The organism is Roseibium sediminis (assembly GCF_008711325.1).
Taxonomy (GTDB): Bacteria; Pseudomonadota; Alphaproteobacteria; order Rhizobiales; family Stappiaceae; genus Roseibium; species Roseibium sediminis.
On record NZ_VXDB01000024.1, the window covers coordinates 16,555 to 31,629 of the forward strand.

Below are 15,075 nucleotides of genomic sequence, written 5' to 3' on the forward strand. Positions count from 1 at the left end.
CGACCCGGCCCCTCATGAAGGTGCCAGACAAACGGTCGACAAAAACAAGGAATTGACGGCATGTCGCTTGCCGATCGCCAGGATACATTACCCGCCGCATGGGAAGGCGGAATGGGCTCTGCCGGGGACTACATCGCCCTGCTGAAGCCGCGCGTGATGTCACTGGTCATTTTCACCGCATTTGTCGGCATGATGCTGGCTCCGGGCAACGTTCACCCGGTCATTGCGGTCGTTGCGATCCTGTGCATTGCAGTTGGTGCCGGAGCCTCCGGTGCCCTGAACATGTGGTATGACGCCGATATCGACCGCGTCATGTCGCGTACCGCCAAGCGCCCCATCCCCGCTGGCAAGGTAACCCCCGATGAGGCGCTCGCCTTTGGCATCACGCTGTCGATCGGCTCCGTGCTTACGCTCGGCCTGCTGGTCAACTGGTTTGCCGGCGCGTTTCTGGCCTTCACGATCTTCTTCTATGCCGTCGTCTACACGATGTGGCTGAAGCGCTCGACCCCGCAGAACATCGTGATCGGTGGCGCGGCTGGCGCATTTCCTCCTATGATCGGATGGGCAGCCGTAACCGGCAACGTCTCGCTGGAAAGCTTTGTCCTCTTCCTGATCATCTTCATGTGGACGCCGCCGCATTTCTGGGCTCTCGCGTTGTTCAAGAAGGGCGACTACGAGACCGCCGGTGTCCCGATGATGCCGGTGATGGCAGGCGAGACGGTGACCCGTCACAACATTCTGGCCTATTCCATCCTCTTGGCGCCAATTGGTGTCGCACCCTATTTCCTCGGCTATGCGAGCATCGCCTATGGTATGATGGCTGGCGCGTTGGGTCTGGCCTTTGTCGCGCTTGCCTATGACGTTTGGCGCAAGCGCGAAGGGGACGTGGCCCGCGTTGCCTGTGTCCGCCTGTTCAAGTTCTCGCTCTACTACCTGTTCCTGCTCTTTGCCGGTCTTCTGGCAGAAAGCCTCGTTAAGGGGTTCGTGGCATGAGCGGGGAAGACAACGGGATCAAGTTGACGGACGACCAGAAGTCCAAGCGCCGTTCGCGCTCCATCGCCATTGCCGTGACCCTTTTTACACTCGTCGTCGTGTTTTACATCGTGACGATCGTGAAGATGGGTCCCGATATCCTGAACCGACCCTTGTAAGAGCGAGCCGGGACTGAAATGAACCAGGAAGACCAGACAAAACAGCAGACAACAGCAAAGGCAAATCGCAAGGTTGCCATTGCCTGTGTGGCGCTATTTGGCACGATGGTCGGTGCCGCCTATGCAGCGGTGCCCCTTTACGATCTCTTTTGCCGCGTCACCGGATTCGGCGGCACCACACAGGTTGCCGATCAGGCCGCCGACGTGGTTCTGGATCGCATTGTGACAATCCGTTTCGATGGCAACGTGAACCGCGACCTTCCTTGGGAATTCAAGCCCGAACAGCGCTCGGTTACACTGAAGATGGGCGAGACAGGGCAATTGTCCTACGTCGCCAAGAATGTCAGCAGCGGACCTACCGTCGGAACATCAACATTCAACGTGACGCCTCTGGAAGCGGGAGCCTATTTCAACAAGCTTCAATGCTTCTGCTTCACGGAACAGGCGCTTGCCTCGGGCGAGCAAGTCGAAATGCCGGTAATTTTCTTCGTGGATCCTGAAATGGACAAGGATCCCGTGCTCAAGCACGTGAAGGAAATCACCCTGTCTTACACCTTCTTCCCGGCTCATGATGCCGAGCAGCCCGTTGCTGCCCGTGTCAAGGCGTCGGAGACCGAAACGAAATTGTGAAATTCCGTCCGAGAGGGCGGGTAAACTAGTGTTGGGGAGCTAGCCTATGGCTGAGGCACATACCAAAAACCACGATTACCATCTTGTAGACCCGAGCCCGTGGCCGTTCCTGGCATCTATCGGTGCCTTCATCATGGCGCTGGGTGCGATCGGTTTCATGAAACTGTCGAACGGATCCGAATTCGTCATCGACTTTCATGTCTTCGACATCGACCTGACCGGCTGGGGCCTGTTCGCCATTGGTCTGGTGATCGTCCTCTACACGATGTTCGTCTGGTGGCGTGACACGATCCGTGAAGCTCATGAAGGCTATCACACGCGGGTTGTTTCCCTGCATCTTCGCTACGGCATGATCCTGTTCATCGCCTCCGAAGTCATGTTCTTCGTTGCCTGGTTCTGGGCCTATTTCGACGCTTCGCTCTATGCCGGCGAAGCGATCAACTATGCCCGTGCAGAATTCACTGGTGGTCAGTGGCCTCCGGTCGGTATCGAAACATTCGATCCCTGGCACCTGCCGCTCCTGAACACCCTGATCCTGCTGCTCTCCGGCACCACGGTCACCTGGGCGCACCATGCCCTGCTGCACGATGACCGCGAAGGCCTGAAGTGGGGCCTGATCTTCACCGTGATCCTCGGTGTGCTCTTCACGATCTGCCAGGCTTACGAATACAGCCACGCTGCGTTCGAATTCGGCGGCAACATCTATGGCGCGACATTCTACATGGCGACCGGTTTCCACGGCTTCCACGTGATCGTCGGAACCATCTTCCTGGCGGTCTGCCTGTTCCGTGCGCTTGCCGGTCATTTCTCCGCCAAGCAGCATTTCGGCTTCGAAGCTGCTGCCTGGTACTGGCACTTCGTTGACGTCGTCTGGCTGTTCCTCTTCGTCGCAATCTATATCTGGGGCGAATAAGAGCCAGTCTCGGGAAACCCGAGTGATCCAATAATCGAAGGCGCCCGGCTCTGGTTTGGAAGTCGGGCGCTTTTTTTTGCCCACCGCATTGCATGGGTGATGCGGGTGCCAGGAAAGGCAAAGGGAAGCGGAATGGAAGACAAGGCCCTCTTTCCGCCGGTCAATCCGGTATATTCCGCCCTGAAGGGCCAATGCCCCAATTGCGGGCAAGGGCGGCTGTTCAAGGGCTTCCTGACAATTGCGCCCGGTTGTCAGGCCTGCGGTCAAAAGTTCGACTTTGCCGATTCGGGCGACGGCCCGGCCGTGTTTGTCATCATGATCGTTGGATTTGTGATCGTCGGCCTCGTGCTCTGGCTGGAACTTTCCTATGAACCGCCTATCTGGGTGCACATGGTCCTATGGCTGCCTCTAACGGCAATTCTTGCTGCGGCGGTGCTCAGGCCGCTGAAGGGTTTGATGATCGGCCTGCAATTCAAGCACAAGGCGGAAGAAGGGAAACTGGATGACTGAAAAGCCAGAAACCGGCGAGGTGTCGGCAACGCCAATACGAAAGCTGCTTTTCCCCACGCTTGCCGCCATCGCGGGTTTGGCGGTGTTGCTGAAACTCGGGTTTTGGCAGCTCGACCGACTGGACCAGAAGAACGCGCTTATCAGCAGGGTTGAGGCGGGCGTTTCGTCGAACCCGGTTCCGGCCCCTGAGCCTGCGGACTGGGGCGGGCTGACGATTGAGGACGACTACAAGCGCATCACGGTCTCAGGCGCGTTCCTGGATGGTGTGGTGTTCTACTATACGGCCCTCACCAGTTCTGTCGGCCCCTATGATGGGCCCGGCTACCTTGTCTACAGCCCGTTTCTGACGAATGACGGCTGGACGCTGATGATCAATCGCGGCTTTATCCCGCAGGACCTTCCCGAAGATGTCAGGCAGGCAGCGATCACGTCGCCTGCGGGGGAACAGCAGATCACCGGGCTGCTGCGTCTTTCCGAAAAGCCGACTTGGACCACACCGGCAGCTGACCCGATGAGCCGGATCTGGTTTGCCCGCGACACAGCCGACATGGCGTCGATGCTCGGAGTATCCGGCGAGATCCTTGCGCCCTTCAGCGTTGATGCAGGGCTGGTAGAGAACCCTGTCAGCGTGCTGCCTCAGGCTGGGGAAACTGTCGTCAGGTTCAAGAATGATCACCTGGGTTACGCGCTGACTTGGTTTGGTCTCGCGGCCACCCTTGTTGGGGTCTACCTTGCATTTGTCGCCCACCTCCTGCGCCGAAGACCAGTCTAGCGCCGTTTCGCACGGTGGCCTTCAAGCAACAAAAAAGCGCGGAATTTCCGCGCTTTTTCTTTTGAAGAACATTCGTAGCTTGCACTCAGAGAGCGGCAAGCACTGCAGCTGCTCCCGTCGCTGTTGCTTCGCCCGGGCTTTCCTCGATGGAGAGGAACGTGATTTCGCCGTCCTTGGCGATCAGGGCGAAACGCTGCGAGCGAGTATGACCGAAGATCGGTGCGTCGAGGGCAAGACCTGCCGCCTTGACGAAGCTTGCATCAGTATCGGAAAGGAACGTCACCTTGCCGTTCGCGTTGGACGCTTTCGACCAGGCGTCCATCACGAAAAGGTCGTTCACGGAGACCACGGCAATCGTGTCCACGCCCTTTGCCTTGATGGTTTCCTCATGCTCGATGAAACCCGGCAGGTGGTTCATGTGGCAAGTCGGAGTGAAGGCTCCCGGAACACCGAAGAGAACGACGGTCTTGCCGCCAAAGAGGTCAGCGCTCTTGAGCTCACCCGGTCCATCAGCTGTCATCACCTTGAATGCGGCTTCCGGCAACCGGTCTCCAACCTTGATCGTCATGGAAAGTACTCCTGTTTGAAATTGAGCTAAAGCCAGCCCCTTGCGTCAGTTAGGGTCTCAAAGGGCAAAGGTCGAGAGTCTGAAGCGGTCATCGACCGGATTTTTTTCTCCGGCCTGTCACTCCTTATTGATCGGGATCGTCACGTCCCTGACACCTTCAACGGCTGTGGCGCCGTCGACAAGCACAAATCTGATCTGGGTTTTGCCGTCGGAATGGGCCAGACCATTGAGAGACAGGGTCCAGGTGGCGGTATTGCCTGTCCGCGTAAGCAGCTTGGGCACGCCAATATAGGACCCTTCAGGCCCTTCCGCGAAAAGCTCGGTCTTGTCTGCACCGGGATCTGCAAGTTTGGCCGAGAACTGCATGACTTTGCCATCCTCGCCGTTGACGACCTCTATCTGTGTGATCCTTGGCGCATCGTCCCTTTCGGGAACAGGCACAGCATCCAGATCGCGCTGGATGAGAGCAAGGACGGACCGATCCGCGGCTTCGGATGGCGAAAGGTCAAGCGCCAAATCCGCCTCGCCGGGCACGCAAATGTCGCTGCAGATGCCGAAAAACATCTTCGCGTTCAGCCGAACGGGTTGATCCGGTCGCGCAGGCTTGATCCGCAGCGGCAGGACCACACCATGGTGGTAGACAATGGATGTGGAATAGCCGTCGTCATAGCGTTCTGGAGCCGGATAGAGAACTTCAATGCTGCCCAGATTCTCGGAGGCTGAGAAGTCCAGCTCTGGGGGAATGCCGGCTTCACCCGGATAGCGCCAGTAGGTGTGCCAACCCTGCTCAAGTATGAACTCGATGCCACCCAGATAACTGCCATCCTCCAGGACATCCGCTGACACCAGCCGAACGGCTCCGCCCATGACGCTTTGCCAATCGGTTGTGCCAGCTCGAACATCGGTGCTTCCGCCAAGCACCGACAAGGCCACCGCAACCCCGCAAAAAAAATGGGTCCTGTTCATCGTTCTAAAGACTCTCTTAGACGTTTCGTCGGGACTATAGGGGCTTGTCCGGTCAATGCGGAGTGACAGAATAGTGAACAGCCGCCACTTGATCCGTTTTGGCGAGTTAACATTTACAGGACAAGAAGCTAGCATAGGTTGTTCTCCGGGCCTACCAATCGGAGCCGACTGGACGAGGAGTGGCCGATGACAGACACCAGAATTGCCAGTTCCCTCGAGGGACAGATTCTGATCGCCATGCCGAATATGGATGACGGCAGATTTGACCATTCGGTCATCTACATGTGTTCCCACTCCGAACAAGGGGCAATGGGGCTCGTGCTCAATCAGGTTGCCCGGCACCTGTCCTTTGAGGACCTGCTCATGCAGCTGGATATCGTGAATGACGATTCGGCCATCCTGTTACCGAAGAGCATTCGCGGCATGAATGTCTACAAGGGCGGGCCCGTCGAGGTCGAGCGGGGTTTCGTTCTGCATTCCGACGACTATGTCATCGATCGATCCACGCTTCCCATCGACAACGGCATCTGTCTGACAGCAACGCTGGAGATCCTGAAGGCGATGGCTGACGGGCGCGGTCCGACGCGCGCGCTTCTGGCTCTTGGCTATGCCGGGTGGGCTCCCGGTCAGCTCGAAACCGAGATCCAGGAAAATGGCTGGTTGACGGGACCGGCGGATCCCAATCTGATCTTCGATCCGGAGTCCGAGAGAAAATGGCAGCGAGCCATGGAATCTATCGGAATTGATCCGGCCATGCTGAGCGGCGAGGCGGGTCACGCGTGATCCAGCGCATGCAAATTGCGCAAAACAGCCTTCGCAATATGACGGAAGACTTCCAGTTTAATTTGCCAGCAGTATGGTCTAGTGTGCGCCGGAACGGGATACGATCCCCACATGAATAAATCCGGAGGCAATGGACGCGGTGAAATACTTCAGCACCCGCGGTGAAGCACCTGTACTCGAATTTTCCGACGTACTTCTTCAAGGTCTTGCACGTGATGGCGGGCTCTATCTTCCCGAGAGTTGGCCAACTTTTAACGCAGAAACAATAGCTTCCTTCGCCGGTCGGCCCTATGCCGAAGTGGCTTTCGAAGTCATAAAGCCTTTTGTCGGCGGAAGCATTTCCGACACCGACCTGAAGGCGATGATCGATGATGCCTACGCCGGTTTCCGGCACGAGGCCGTGACCCCGCTGGTCCAGATCGGTCCGAACAGCTTCGTGCTGGAGCTCTTCCATGGTCCGACCCTGGCCTTCAAGGACGTGGCCATGCAGCTTCTTGGGCGCATGATGGATCATGTGCTGACGGAGCGTGGCCTGCGCGCAACCATTGTCGGCGCGACCTCCGGGGATACGGGCGGAGCAGCCATCGAGGCCTTCCGTGGGCGCGACCGCACCGACATTTTCATTCTTTTCCCGGATGGCCGGGTCTCGCCGGTTCAGCGGCGCCAGATGACGACGCCGTCTGAGGAGAATGTCCACGCGCTTGCGCTGACCGGCAATTTCGATGATTGCCAGAGCATCGTGAAGGACATGTTCAACAACTTCGGCTTCCGCGACCGCGTCGCCCTGTCGGGTGTGAATTCGATCAACTGGGCCCGCATTCTGGCACAGATCGTCTACTACTTCGTGTCCGGTGTCGCCGTTGGTGCACCGTACCGGAAGGTCTCCTTCACGGTTCCAACGGGTAATTTCGGCGATATTTTCGCCGGATATGCGGCCATGAAAATGGGACTGCCGGTCGAGCAGCTCGTCGTGGCGACCAACGTCAACGACATTCTGGTCCGGTGCCTTGAGACAGGTCGTTATGAAACGCAGGGCGTTACCGCGACCACTGCGCCGTCCATGGACATTCAAGTCTCCTCCAACTTCGAGCGGCTGCTCAGCGAGGCAAGTGGTCGGGATGCGGAAGCGATCCGCCGCATGATGAGCCAGCTCCGCCAGTCGGGCAGCTTTACCGTGGAAGGGCCGACTCTGGAGGCCATCCGTGAGAAATTTGCTGCAGGGCGGTGCTCCGAGGCGGAAACGGCTGAAACCATCGACCGCACCCTGAAGTCCAGTGGCTATCTTCTGGATCCGCATACTGCAATCGGCGTGCATGTGGCAGCTGAACATGAAAAGCCCGGCGTGCCCATGATCGTGCTTGGAACCGCTCATCCGGCCAAGTTCCCGGATGCGGTGGAAGCGGCTTGTGGTGTTCGTCCGGAGCTGCCGCCGGAATTGCAGCCCATGATGGTCGCACCAGAGCGCCAGCAGGTGCTTGACGCAAGTCAGAATGCGGTGGAAGCATTTATAGAGAAACATGCGCGTGCGGTGCGCAGCGGGGTTTGAGAATGGACGTAAACACGACAGTTTTGAAGAATGGCCTGACTGTTGTGACCGACAGGATGCCGCATCTGAAAACCGCCGCCCTTGGTGTGTGGATCAAGACCGGCTCCCGTTCGGAGCGGCTTGAGCAGAACGGCATCACTCATCTTCTGGAGCATATGGCCTTCAAGGGCACAGCCACCCGCAGTGCCCGTCAGATTGCCGAGGAAATCGAGGCAGTTGGTGGTGAACTCAATGCGGCAACAAGCATTGAGCACACCAATTATTATGCCCGTGTTCTGGCCGAGGATGTGCCTCTGGCGGTCGATATGCTTGCCGATATTCTCCAGAATTCGTCCTTCGATGCCGAAGAACTGCGGCGCGAACAGCACGTCATCCTGCAGGAAATCGGTGCAGCCGCCGATACGCCGGAAGACAAGGCTTTTGACCTCTTCCAGTCATCGGCATGGCCGGATCAGGCCATCGGACGTCCCATTCTCGGAACTCCGGAACAGGTGCAGGCCTACAAGTCTTCGGACCTCAACGCCTATCTTGCCGAGCGCTATCGCGGGCCGGATATGGTGCTCGCGGCCGCCGGTGCCGTCGATCACGATCAGCTGGTTGCCCTGGCCGAAGAGCGGTTTGGCTCTTTCAGCAGCGAAGAGGCTGCTCCTGACGAATTTGCGACTTACAAGGGCGGCGAGACGCGCCTTGTGAAAGACCTCATGGAAGCGCAGGTCCTGATCGGTTTTGAGGGGCGGCCTTACAAGTCGAAAGACTATTACGCCATCCAGATCCTTGCCTCCGTTCTCGGCGGCGGCATGTCCTCACGGCTGTTCCAGGAAATTCGTGAAAAGCATGGCCTTTGCTATGCGATTTACAGCTTCCACTGGGCGTTCAGCGATACCGGGCTCTTTGGATTGCATGCCGCGACCAGCAAGGAAGATCTCCCAGCTCTCATGCCAATGATCCTTGACGAGCTGCGGGCAGCCGGAGAGACGATTGGCGATGAAGAAGTCAACCGTGCGCGCGCCCAGATCCGCGCTGGTCTGATGATGGCTCTCGAAAGCCCGGCAGCTCGTGCCGGTCAGATTGCACGCCAGATTCTGGTGCATCGCCGGGTTCTATCGATGGATGAGGTCTCGGCCAAGATCGAGGCTGTTACAGCCGCGGATATCCGCCGTGTTGCACGCGAAACCTTCCTTGGCACAACGCCGACATTGACAGCGGTCGGTCCCGTTGACAACTTGTTGAGCGCGGAAGATATCGCAAACAGTCTGAACTCTCCGGTCTTGAGAGCTGCATCGATCTAGCAGGTAGGCGGGCATGGCACTTTTCAAGGTATCCCTGGCGCCGGAAAACGAGCCAAGGATAGAAAGTTCCAGTCATTTTTTACGCTACCCGGTGATGGCCGATTTTCCGGAATGGGCGGCCCTGCGCGAGCAAAGCCGTGCCTTCCTGAAGCCGTGGGAACCCGTCTGGCCCGAGGATGACCTCACCAAGGCAGGGTTTCGCCGGCGCATGCGGCGTTACGTAAAGGAGCGCAGGGAGGGGCGAAGTTATCCGTTTTTCCTGTTTGAGCGCCGCAACAACAAGATGGTTGGCGGGCTGACACTCTCCAATGTCCGGCGAGGCGTCAGCCAGTGCGCGACGCTCGGCTATTGGATGGGAGAGCCGTTTGCAGGCGCCGGGCACATGAGCGCCGCCGTTTCGCTGGTTCTTCCTTTTTGCTTCAACACGTTGCGCCTGCACCGTGTCGAGGCGGCCTGCATTCCTTCCAACCAGCGATCAATCCAGCTTCTGGAGAAGATGGGTTTCCGTCGGGAAGGTTATGCGAAAAAGTATCTCCTGATAGATGGTGTTTGGCAGGATCACTTGTTGTTTGCTTGTTTGCAGGAAGACTTTGCTTCCGCCAACTGGGCCCGCTCGATGAGAGCCGGGGGCAACCTGAAAGAATTCTTGTGACAAGCAGCGCAACATTATACTGCTTCGAGTATGTCTTATATCTGGTCTGAATTCTGTCGAGCGTCCAAAGGGCTCCTGTTTTGCATTATGGCCGCAGTTTGCCTGATGGTCAGCGCGCAGAATGTGATGGCGGTCGAGCCCATTCCCGTCCCCCCGGATATCGACGCGCTGGAACTCACTGATTCGATAGACATCCACCGCGATCCCGTCCCCCGTCTTCAGGTGTCCACGGCGCCGGGCGCTGACGGAATTGTTCGCCGGATCGAGGTTCCCTCCCGCGACGGCAGCAGTCGCAGCTGGGCCGTGTTCGCCCTGGCCAATACCAGTGACGAGCAGGTCGACCGCCTCCTGGTCGCTCCGTATTTCCAGCTTGTTGGCTCGCGCCTGTTCTGGCCGGAACTCGGGTCTTCCCGCATCGTGGCAATCACCCCCAGCCAGGGATTGGCGCCGGTGCGCGAACATTCGCTGGAAGCCGACGTGTTCATGATCACGCTGGACCCCGGCGCGGTCGTCACCTTTGTGGCCGAACTTGCGACCCCGGAACTACCTCAGCTTCGCCTCTGGAAGCCGGAAGTCTACAAGGAAACTGTCAACGGCTACACGCTGTATCGCGGCATCGTTCTCGGCATTTCAGGTCTGCTAGCGCTCTTCCTAACCATCCTCTTCGTGGTCAAGGGAACGGTCATGTTCCCGGCAACCGCAGCGCTTGCATGGTCCGTGCTTGCCTATCTGTGCATTGATTTCGGCTTCATAAATCTTCTGCTCAAACTCAATGATGGCGGCGAACAGCTGTATCGCGCCTCGGCAGAAGTCATGCTGGCGGCCAGCCTGATCATCTTTCTGTACGCCTATTTGAACCTCAACCGCTGGAACATCCACTATTCCCATCTGGCGTTGACAACACTGGTTCTTCTTCTCGGCCTGCTTGGAGTGGCCGTGTGGGATCCGTCGATTGCATCGGGCATCGCCCGTCTGGCGATGGGGATCATCGGCGTTCTCGGTTTTGCGACCATTCTGGTGCTGGCTTGGCACGGGTATGACCGCGCCATTCTCCTCATTCCAACCTGGTTCCTGTTGATTGCCTGGCTTGTCGGAGCGGGAATGACGGTTACAGGAAACCTTGCCAACGACATCGTGCAGCCTGCATTGGGCGGCGGACTGGTGCTGATCGTTCTGCTGATCGGGTTTACGGTCATGCAGCATGCTTTCGCCGGTGGTGCGATTGCGCAGGGTTTGATTTCGGACGTTGAACGGCGGGCATTGGCGCTCACCGGCGCCGGCGACATCATCTGGGACTGGGACATTGATCGCGACCGGATTTTCACGGGCAATGAGGTCGAGGAACTTTTGAACCTCAAGCCGGGCACGCTGGAAGGCCCGGCCCGTGACTGGCTCGATGTTCTTCATCCTCAGGACCGGGACCGCTTCCGCGCAACGCTGGATGCCGTCATCGACAAGCGTCGCGGCAAGGTCGTGCAGACATTCCGCCTGCGGTCCGAGGACGGGCATTTCCGCTGGTTCCGCCTGCGCGCCCGCCCGATTGTTGGCGCGGATGGCGAAGTCATCCGCTGTGTTGGCACCTTGCTCGACGTGACCGAGGAACGGACTGCAGAAGAACGCCTCCTGCATGACGCTGTGCACGACAACCTCACAGGCCTGCCCAACCGCGAGCTTTTTATGGACCGCCTGCGCAGCGCGGTGATTCAAGCAAATGCGGATACCGCCGGCACCAAGCCGACCGTCATTATGTTGAACCTCGACCGGTTCAAGCAGGTGAATGACAGTATCGGGATTTCCGCTGGAGACAGCATTCTTCTGACGGTAGCCCGCCGTTTAAGCCGCCTGATTGGCCAACAGGATACATTGGCGCGATTGAATGGCGACCTTTATGGCCTTGTCGTTCTGTCTGAAAAGGAACCGGACCGTGTGGTCGCGCTGGCCGATTCCCTGCGCAAGGCCGTTCGTTCACCGATTACCTTTGGCGAGCGTGAAATCTTCCTCACCTGTTCTGCCGGCATTTCGCTATTCGAAGGCGGCAAGCAGGGCATTGAAGATCTCATGGCCAACGCGGAAATCGCGCTGAACCATGCCCGCCGCCTCGGTGGAGACCGGCAGGAAGTTTTCCGCCCGATCCTGCGCCCGCTCGGCAAGAACGTTGTCGATCTGGAAGCGGATCTGCGCGAGGCGATCAAGAAGGAGAATCTTGGCGTCCACTTCCAGCCGATTGTACGGCTTGAAGACCAGAGTGTGGCCGGTTTCGAGGTTCTCGCCCGCTGGAAACACCCCAAGCGCGGACAGATTTCACCGACGGAATTCATTCCGATTGCGGAGCAGTCCGGCCTGATCCACGAACTTGGCATGTATATGCTGGAAAAAGGCGCGCATCAGCTATCCTATTGGCAGCGGGAGATAAAGACACCCAATCCGCTCTTCGTGTCGGTCAATCTGTCGTCCCGCCAGCTTCTCAACCATGACCTGATCAACGATGTGAAGGCCGTGCTGTCGCGTTCGTCCCTGATACAGGGCACGCTGAAACTGGAGCTGACAGAATCTCTGGTCATGTCCAACCCGGAATACTCCGCCAAGGTGCTGGAGCGCCTGCGCGGGCTCGGCGCGGGTCTGTCACTTGATGATTTCGGCACGGGTCACTCGTCGCTGTCCTACTTGCAGCGCTTCCCGTTTGACACGCTCAAGATCGACCAGTCATTCGTGAAGCCGAATGGCCAAACTGCACGCTCCGTGCTCTTGCGGACCATTGTTGCCATGGGGCACGACCTCGGCATGTCGGTTGTGGCTGAGGGCGCGGAAAGCGAGGAAGAGGCGCTGGAGCTCTATCAGCTTGGCTGTGAATACGCGCAAGGCTTCTTCTTCGGTCAGGCAGTTACTGCGGATGAAGCAACCAAGATCCTGCGCAAGATGCCGATGGAAGAAGCGGCGTCCTGACGGCAAAGACGCCGGTCAGGGCACAATGATCGCAAAGCTCTCCGGCGCGGCCGCAATTTCGGCAGGTGTCGTTCCATACGGGTCGCCGTCAATCTGAACGGCGGACGGGGGCGCACTGGTGAGCCGGAGTGTGTCGCAGGCCATAACGCATACGCCCTTCGTTCTGCCCAGCCGGTTGGTCACAAGACCGAGGGCAAAGCGCAGTATCGATAGCGGGTCATCACGCTCCAGGACCAGAAGATATAATCCGGGATGGGAAACCGAGGCCTGCGGTGCCACACAGAACGGGCCGCCATAATAGCGACCGTTGGTCACTACAATCAGCTTGCCCTCGATCATCGTCCCATTCACTTCAGCGCGAAGTTGAACCGGGGAGCGCTTGCGAATGAGCCGAAGGGCCGTGACGACATAAGCCAGTTTGCCGAAGCGTCGCTTGAGGGACAGGGGCAAGGCATGAACAACCTCCGCATCAAAACCGGAAGAGGTCATGAGAACAAATGGATGGCTGTTGGCGGTGCCTGAATGCAGGGACACCGTGCGCCCGGCGATGATCATTTGAATGATCTCATCAGCACGCCTTGGCAGGTTCAATTCCAGCGCCAGGACATTGGCGGTACCAAAGGGGATAACGGCAAGGGTTGGTGGAAGCGGACAATCCTGAAGACCTGCAAGCGCATCGTTGACCGAGCCATCGCCGCCAGCAATCACCAGAATACCCGCGTCAAAATCGGGGTTCTTGCAGAGTTCGCCGATTTCGCCCGCATGGGTTGTCAGGTGCAAGGTGGCGTCGAAACCGGCTGCGTTCAGTCCGCCGCGAACCTGTTCCAGAAGATCGCCGCGATATCCGCCCGCCGTCGGGTTCGCAACAATGAGAACCTTGTCCGGCTTCAGCATCTGTCGCAGGTCCGATCCGAATTGCAGCAGGACAACAGGTCTACCTATCCCGCCTTGTAAGGCGCCATGCCACCGCGAGCCAGTTCGTCCGCCCGTTCATTGTCCGGGTGCCCTGCGTGGCCCTTGACCCAGTGCCAGGTCACGTCATGGCGGTCTCGGGCAACATCCAGTTCCTGCCACAGGTCGGCGTTCTTCACCGGTTTCTTGTCAGCCGTTTTCCAGCCGCGGGCCTTCCAACCGTTCATCCACTCCGAAATGCCGCTGCGCACATAGGTACTATCGGTATAGAGATCCACTTCGCAGGGGCGTTTCAGGGCATTGAGGGCCTGAATGGCAGCCGTTAGCTCCATGCGGTTATTGGTCGTCTCCTGTTCACCGCCTGAAAGCTCCTTTTCATGTTCCCCGAACCGCAGGATGGCTCCCCATCCGCCGGGCCCCGGATTCCCCGAACAAGCGCCGTCGGTATAGATCACGACCCGTCTTGCCTCGCTCATAACGACATCCCGTATGCATCGGGAGTTGTGGCATCTTGATGAAAGCGCAGCTTCTTGACGTATTCCATCGGATCCTTCGGGGTCACCAAGGCACCCTCTGGAACGTTCAGCCAGTCATAGAGTCGTGTCAGAAGGAAGCGCAGGGCCGCGCCCCGTGCCAGGATCGGCAGGGCGTTGAATTCCGCATCGCTCAAGGGGCGCACGGACGTATAGCCCTTCAGCATTGCCTGAGCCTTCGTGACATTGAAGGACCCGTCATGCTCGAAACACCAGGCATTCAGGCAGATGGCCAGGTCATAGGCCAGCGTATCCGTGCAGGCGAAATAGAAGTCGATCAAGCCCGAGAGCTCGTCCTGCAGGAAGAAGACGTTGTCGGGAAAAAGATCTGCATGGATCACGCCGCGCGGAAGATCTTGCGGCCAGTTGGCTTCCAGAAAGTCCAGATCGTCGGCGATCAGTTTGGCAAGGCCGTCACAAACGGTGTCGGCCCGCTCCGCACTCATGTCAAACAGCGGGCGCCAGCCGGTAACGTCCAGCGCATTCTTGCGCGTCATGTCGAAATCGGCAGCTGCCAGATGCATCTGCGCCATGGCCGCGCCCAGCATGTTGCAGTGGTGGACCTGCGGACGCTTGACCCACATGCCATCAAGGAAGGTCACGATCGCGGCGGGGCGTCCGGCAAGCGTGCCCAGAACCGCGCCGTCGCGGGTTGCGACCGGGCTCGGACAGGAAAAGCCCTTGCTCGCCAGATGTTTCTTGAGGTCTAGAAAAAAGGGCAGATCCGCCGGGTCGACCCGCTTTTCATACAGCGTCAGAATGTAGAAACCGCTTTCGGTATGAACAAGGTAGTTGCTGTTCTCAACACCCTCGGCAATGCCCTTGTAGGAAAGCAGTTGGCCAATGGAATAGCGGTCGATGAAGGCACCAAGTTCCTCATCCGTGACTTCGGTATAAACGGCCATGA

At 58.3% G+C, this 15,075-nt stretch carries 16 protein-coding genes; 11 read left to right on the forward strand and 5 right to left on the reverse strand.

What is annotated here, in order from left to right:
* Window positions 1-60 precede the first annotated feature (60 nt).
* The 6 genes from F0155_RS19160 (at window position 61) to F0155_RS19180 (ending at window position 3,976) form a co-directional block, all read left to right on the forward strand.
* Window positions 61-993, forward strand: a complete 933-nt coding sequence (locus tag F0155_RS19160; protein ID WP_150526170.1) for a heme o synthase — start codon at window positions 61-63, stop codon at window positions 991-993.
* Window positions 990-1,151, forward strand: a complete 162-nt coding sequence (locus F0155_RS23610; RefSeq protein WP_192913848.1) for a hypothetical protein — start codon at window positions 990-992, stop codon at window positions 1,149-1,151. The genes F0155_RS19160 and F0155_RS23610 overlap by 4 nt, the downstream gene beginning before the upstream one ends.
* A gap of 18 nt (window positions 1,152-1,169) precedes the next feature.
* Window positions 1,170-1,781, forward strand: a complete 612-nt coding sequence (locus tag F0155_RS19165) for a cytochrome c oxidase assembly protein (protein ID WP_150526171.1) — start codon at window positions 1,170-1,172, stop codon at window positions 1,779-1,781.
* A gap of 46 nt (window positions 1,782-1,827) precedes the next feature.
* Entirely contained in the window at window positions 1,828-2,694 is an 867-nt protein-coding gene (locus F0155_RS19170) for a cytochrome c oxidase subunit 3 (protein WP_150526172.1), read from the forward strand.
* A gap of 132 nt (window positions 2,695-2,826) precedes the next feature.
* Entirely contained in the window at window positions 2,827-3,204 is a 378-nt protein-coding gene (locus F0155_RS19175; RefSeq protein WP_150526173.1) for a DUF983 domain-containing protein, read from the forward strand.
* Window positions 3,197-3,976 (forward strand): SURF1 family protein, encoded by a 780-nt coding sequence (locus F0155_RS19180; RefSeq protein WP_150526174.1) that lies wholly within the window; start codon window positions 3,197-3,199, stop codon window positions 3,974-3,976. Before F0155_RS19175 ends, F0155_RS19180 begins: the two co-directional genes overlap by 8 nt.
* Before the next feature lie 85 nt (window positions 3,977-4,061).
* Here the strand turns inward: F0155_RS19180 and F0155_RS19185 are convergent, their stop codons facing one another.
* Window positions 4,062-4,544: a peroxiredoxin gene (locus F0155_RS19185; protein WP_150526175.1), complete on the reverse strand. Its 483-nt coding sequence runs from the start codon at window positions 4,542-4,544 to the stop codon at window positions 4,062-4,064.
* A 117-nt stretch (window positions 4,545-4,661) separates the two neighbouring features.
* Window positions 4,662-5,510 carry a protein-disulfide reductase DsbD domain-containing protein gene (locus F0155_RS19190; protein ID WP_150526176.1) on the reverse strand — a complete coding sequence of 283 codons (849 nt, stop codon included), beginning with the start codon at window positions 5,508-5,510 and terminating at the stop codon, window positions 4,662-4,664.
* Between the two features lie 186 nt (window positions 5,511-5,696).
* Between F0155_RS19190 and F0155_RS19195 the strand changes: the two genes are divergently transcribed.
* From F0155_RS19195 to F0155_RS19215, 5 genes are all read left to right on the forward strand, one after another.
* Complete coding sequence (locus tag F0155_RS19195) at window positions 5,697-6,293, forward strand: YqgE/AlgH family protein (protein WP_150526177.1); 597 nt, start codon at window positions 5,697-5,699, stop codon at window positions 6,291-6,293.
* Window positions 6,294-6,432: 139 nt separating this feature from the next.
* Window positions 6,433-7,839 carry a threonine synthase gene (thrC, locus tag F0155_RS19200; RefSeq protein WP_150526210.1) on the forward strand — a complete coding sequence of 469 codons (1,407 nt, stop codon included), beginning with the start codon at window positions 6,433-6,435 and terminating at the stop codon, window positions 7,837-7,839.
* A gap of 2 nt (window positions 7,840-7,841) precedes the next feature.
* On the forward strand, window positions 7,842-9,128 hold the full coding sequence (locus F0155_RS19205) for a M16 family metallopeptidase (protein ID WP_150526178.1): 1,287 nt from the start codon (window positions 7,842-7,844) through the stop codon (window positions 9,126-9,128).
* Window positions 9,129-9,141: 13 nt separating this feature from the next.
* Window positions 9,142-9,780 (forward strand): GNAT family N-acetyltransferase, encoded by a 639-nt coding sequence (locus F0155_RS19210; protein WP_192913849.1) that lies wholly within the window; start codon window positions 9,142-9,144, stop codon window positions 9,778-9,780.
* Window positions 9,781-9,885: 105 nt separating this feature from the next.
* Window positions 9,886-12,723 (forward strand): EAL domain-containing protein, encoded by a 2,838-nt coding sequence (locus F0155_RS19215; protein WP_280177013.1) that lies wholly within the window; start codon window positions 9,886-9,888, stop codon window positions 12,721-12,723.
* Window positions 12,724-12,738: 15 nt separating this feature from the next.
* On the opposite strand, the gene F0155_RS19220 is transcribed toward F0155_RS19215, so the two are convergent.
* The 3 genes from F0155_RS19220 to F0155_RS19230 are packed head-to-tail and all read right to left on the reverse strand — an operon-like array spanning window position 12,739 to window position 15,073.
* On the reverse strand, window positions 12,739-13,617 hold the full coding sequence (locus tag F0155_RS19220; protein ID WP_150526180.1) for a diacylglycerol/lipid kinase family protein: 879 nt from the start codon (window positions 13,615-13,617) through the stop codon (window positions 12,739-12,741).
* A gap of 44 nt (window positions 13,618-13,661) precedes the next feature.
* On the reverse strand, window positions 13,662-14,111 hold the full coding sequence (rnhA, locus tag F0155_RS19225; protein WP_150526181.1) for a ribonuclease HI: 450 nt from the start codon (window positions 14,109-14,111) through the stop codon (window positions 13,662-13,664).
* The gene (locus F0155_RS19230) at window positions 14,108-15,073 is read right to left on the reverse strand and encodes a homoserine kinase (RefSeq protein WP_150526182.1); all 966 of its coding nucleotides are present in this window, start codon (window positions 15,071-15,073) and stop codon (window positions 14,108-14,110) included. Before F0155_RS19230 ends, rnhA begins: the two co-directional genes overlap by 4 nt.
* Window positions 15,074-15,075 lie beyond the last annotated feature (2 nt).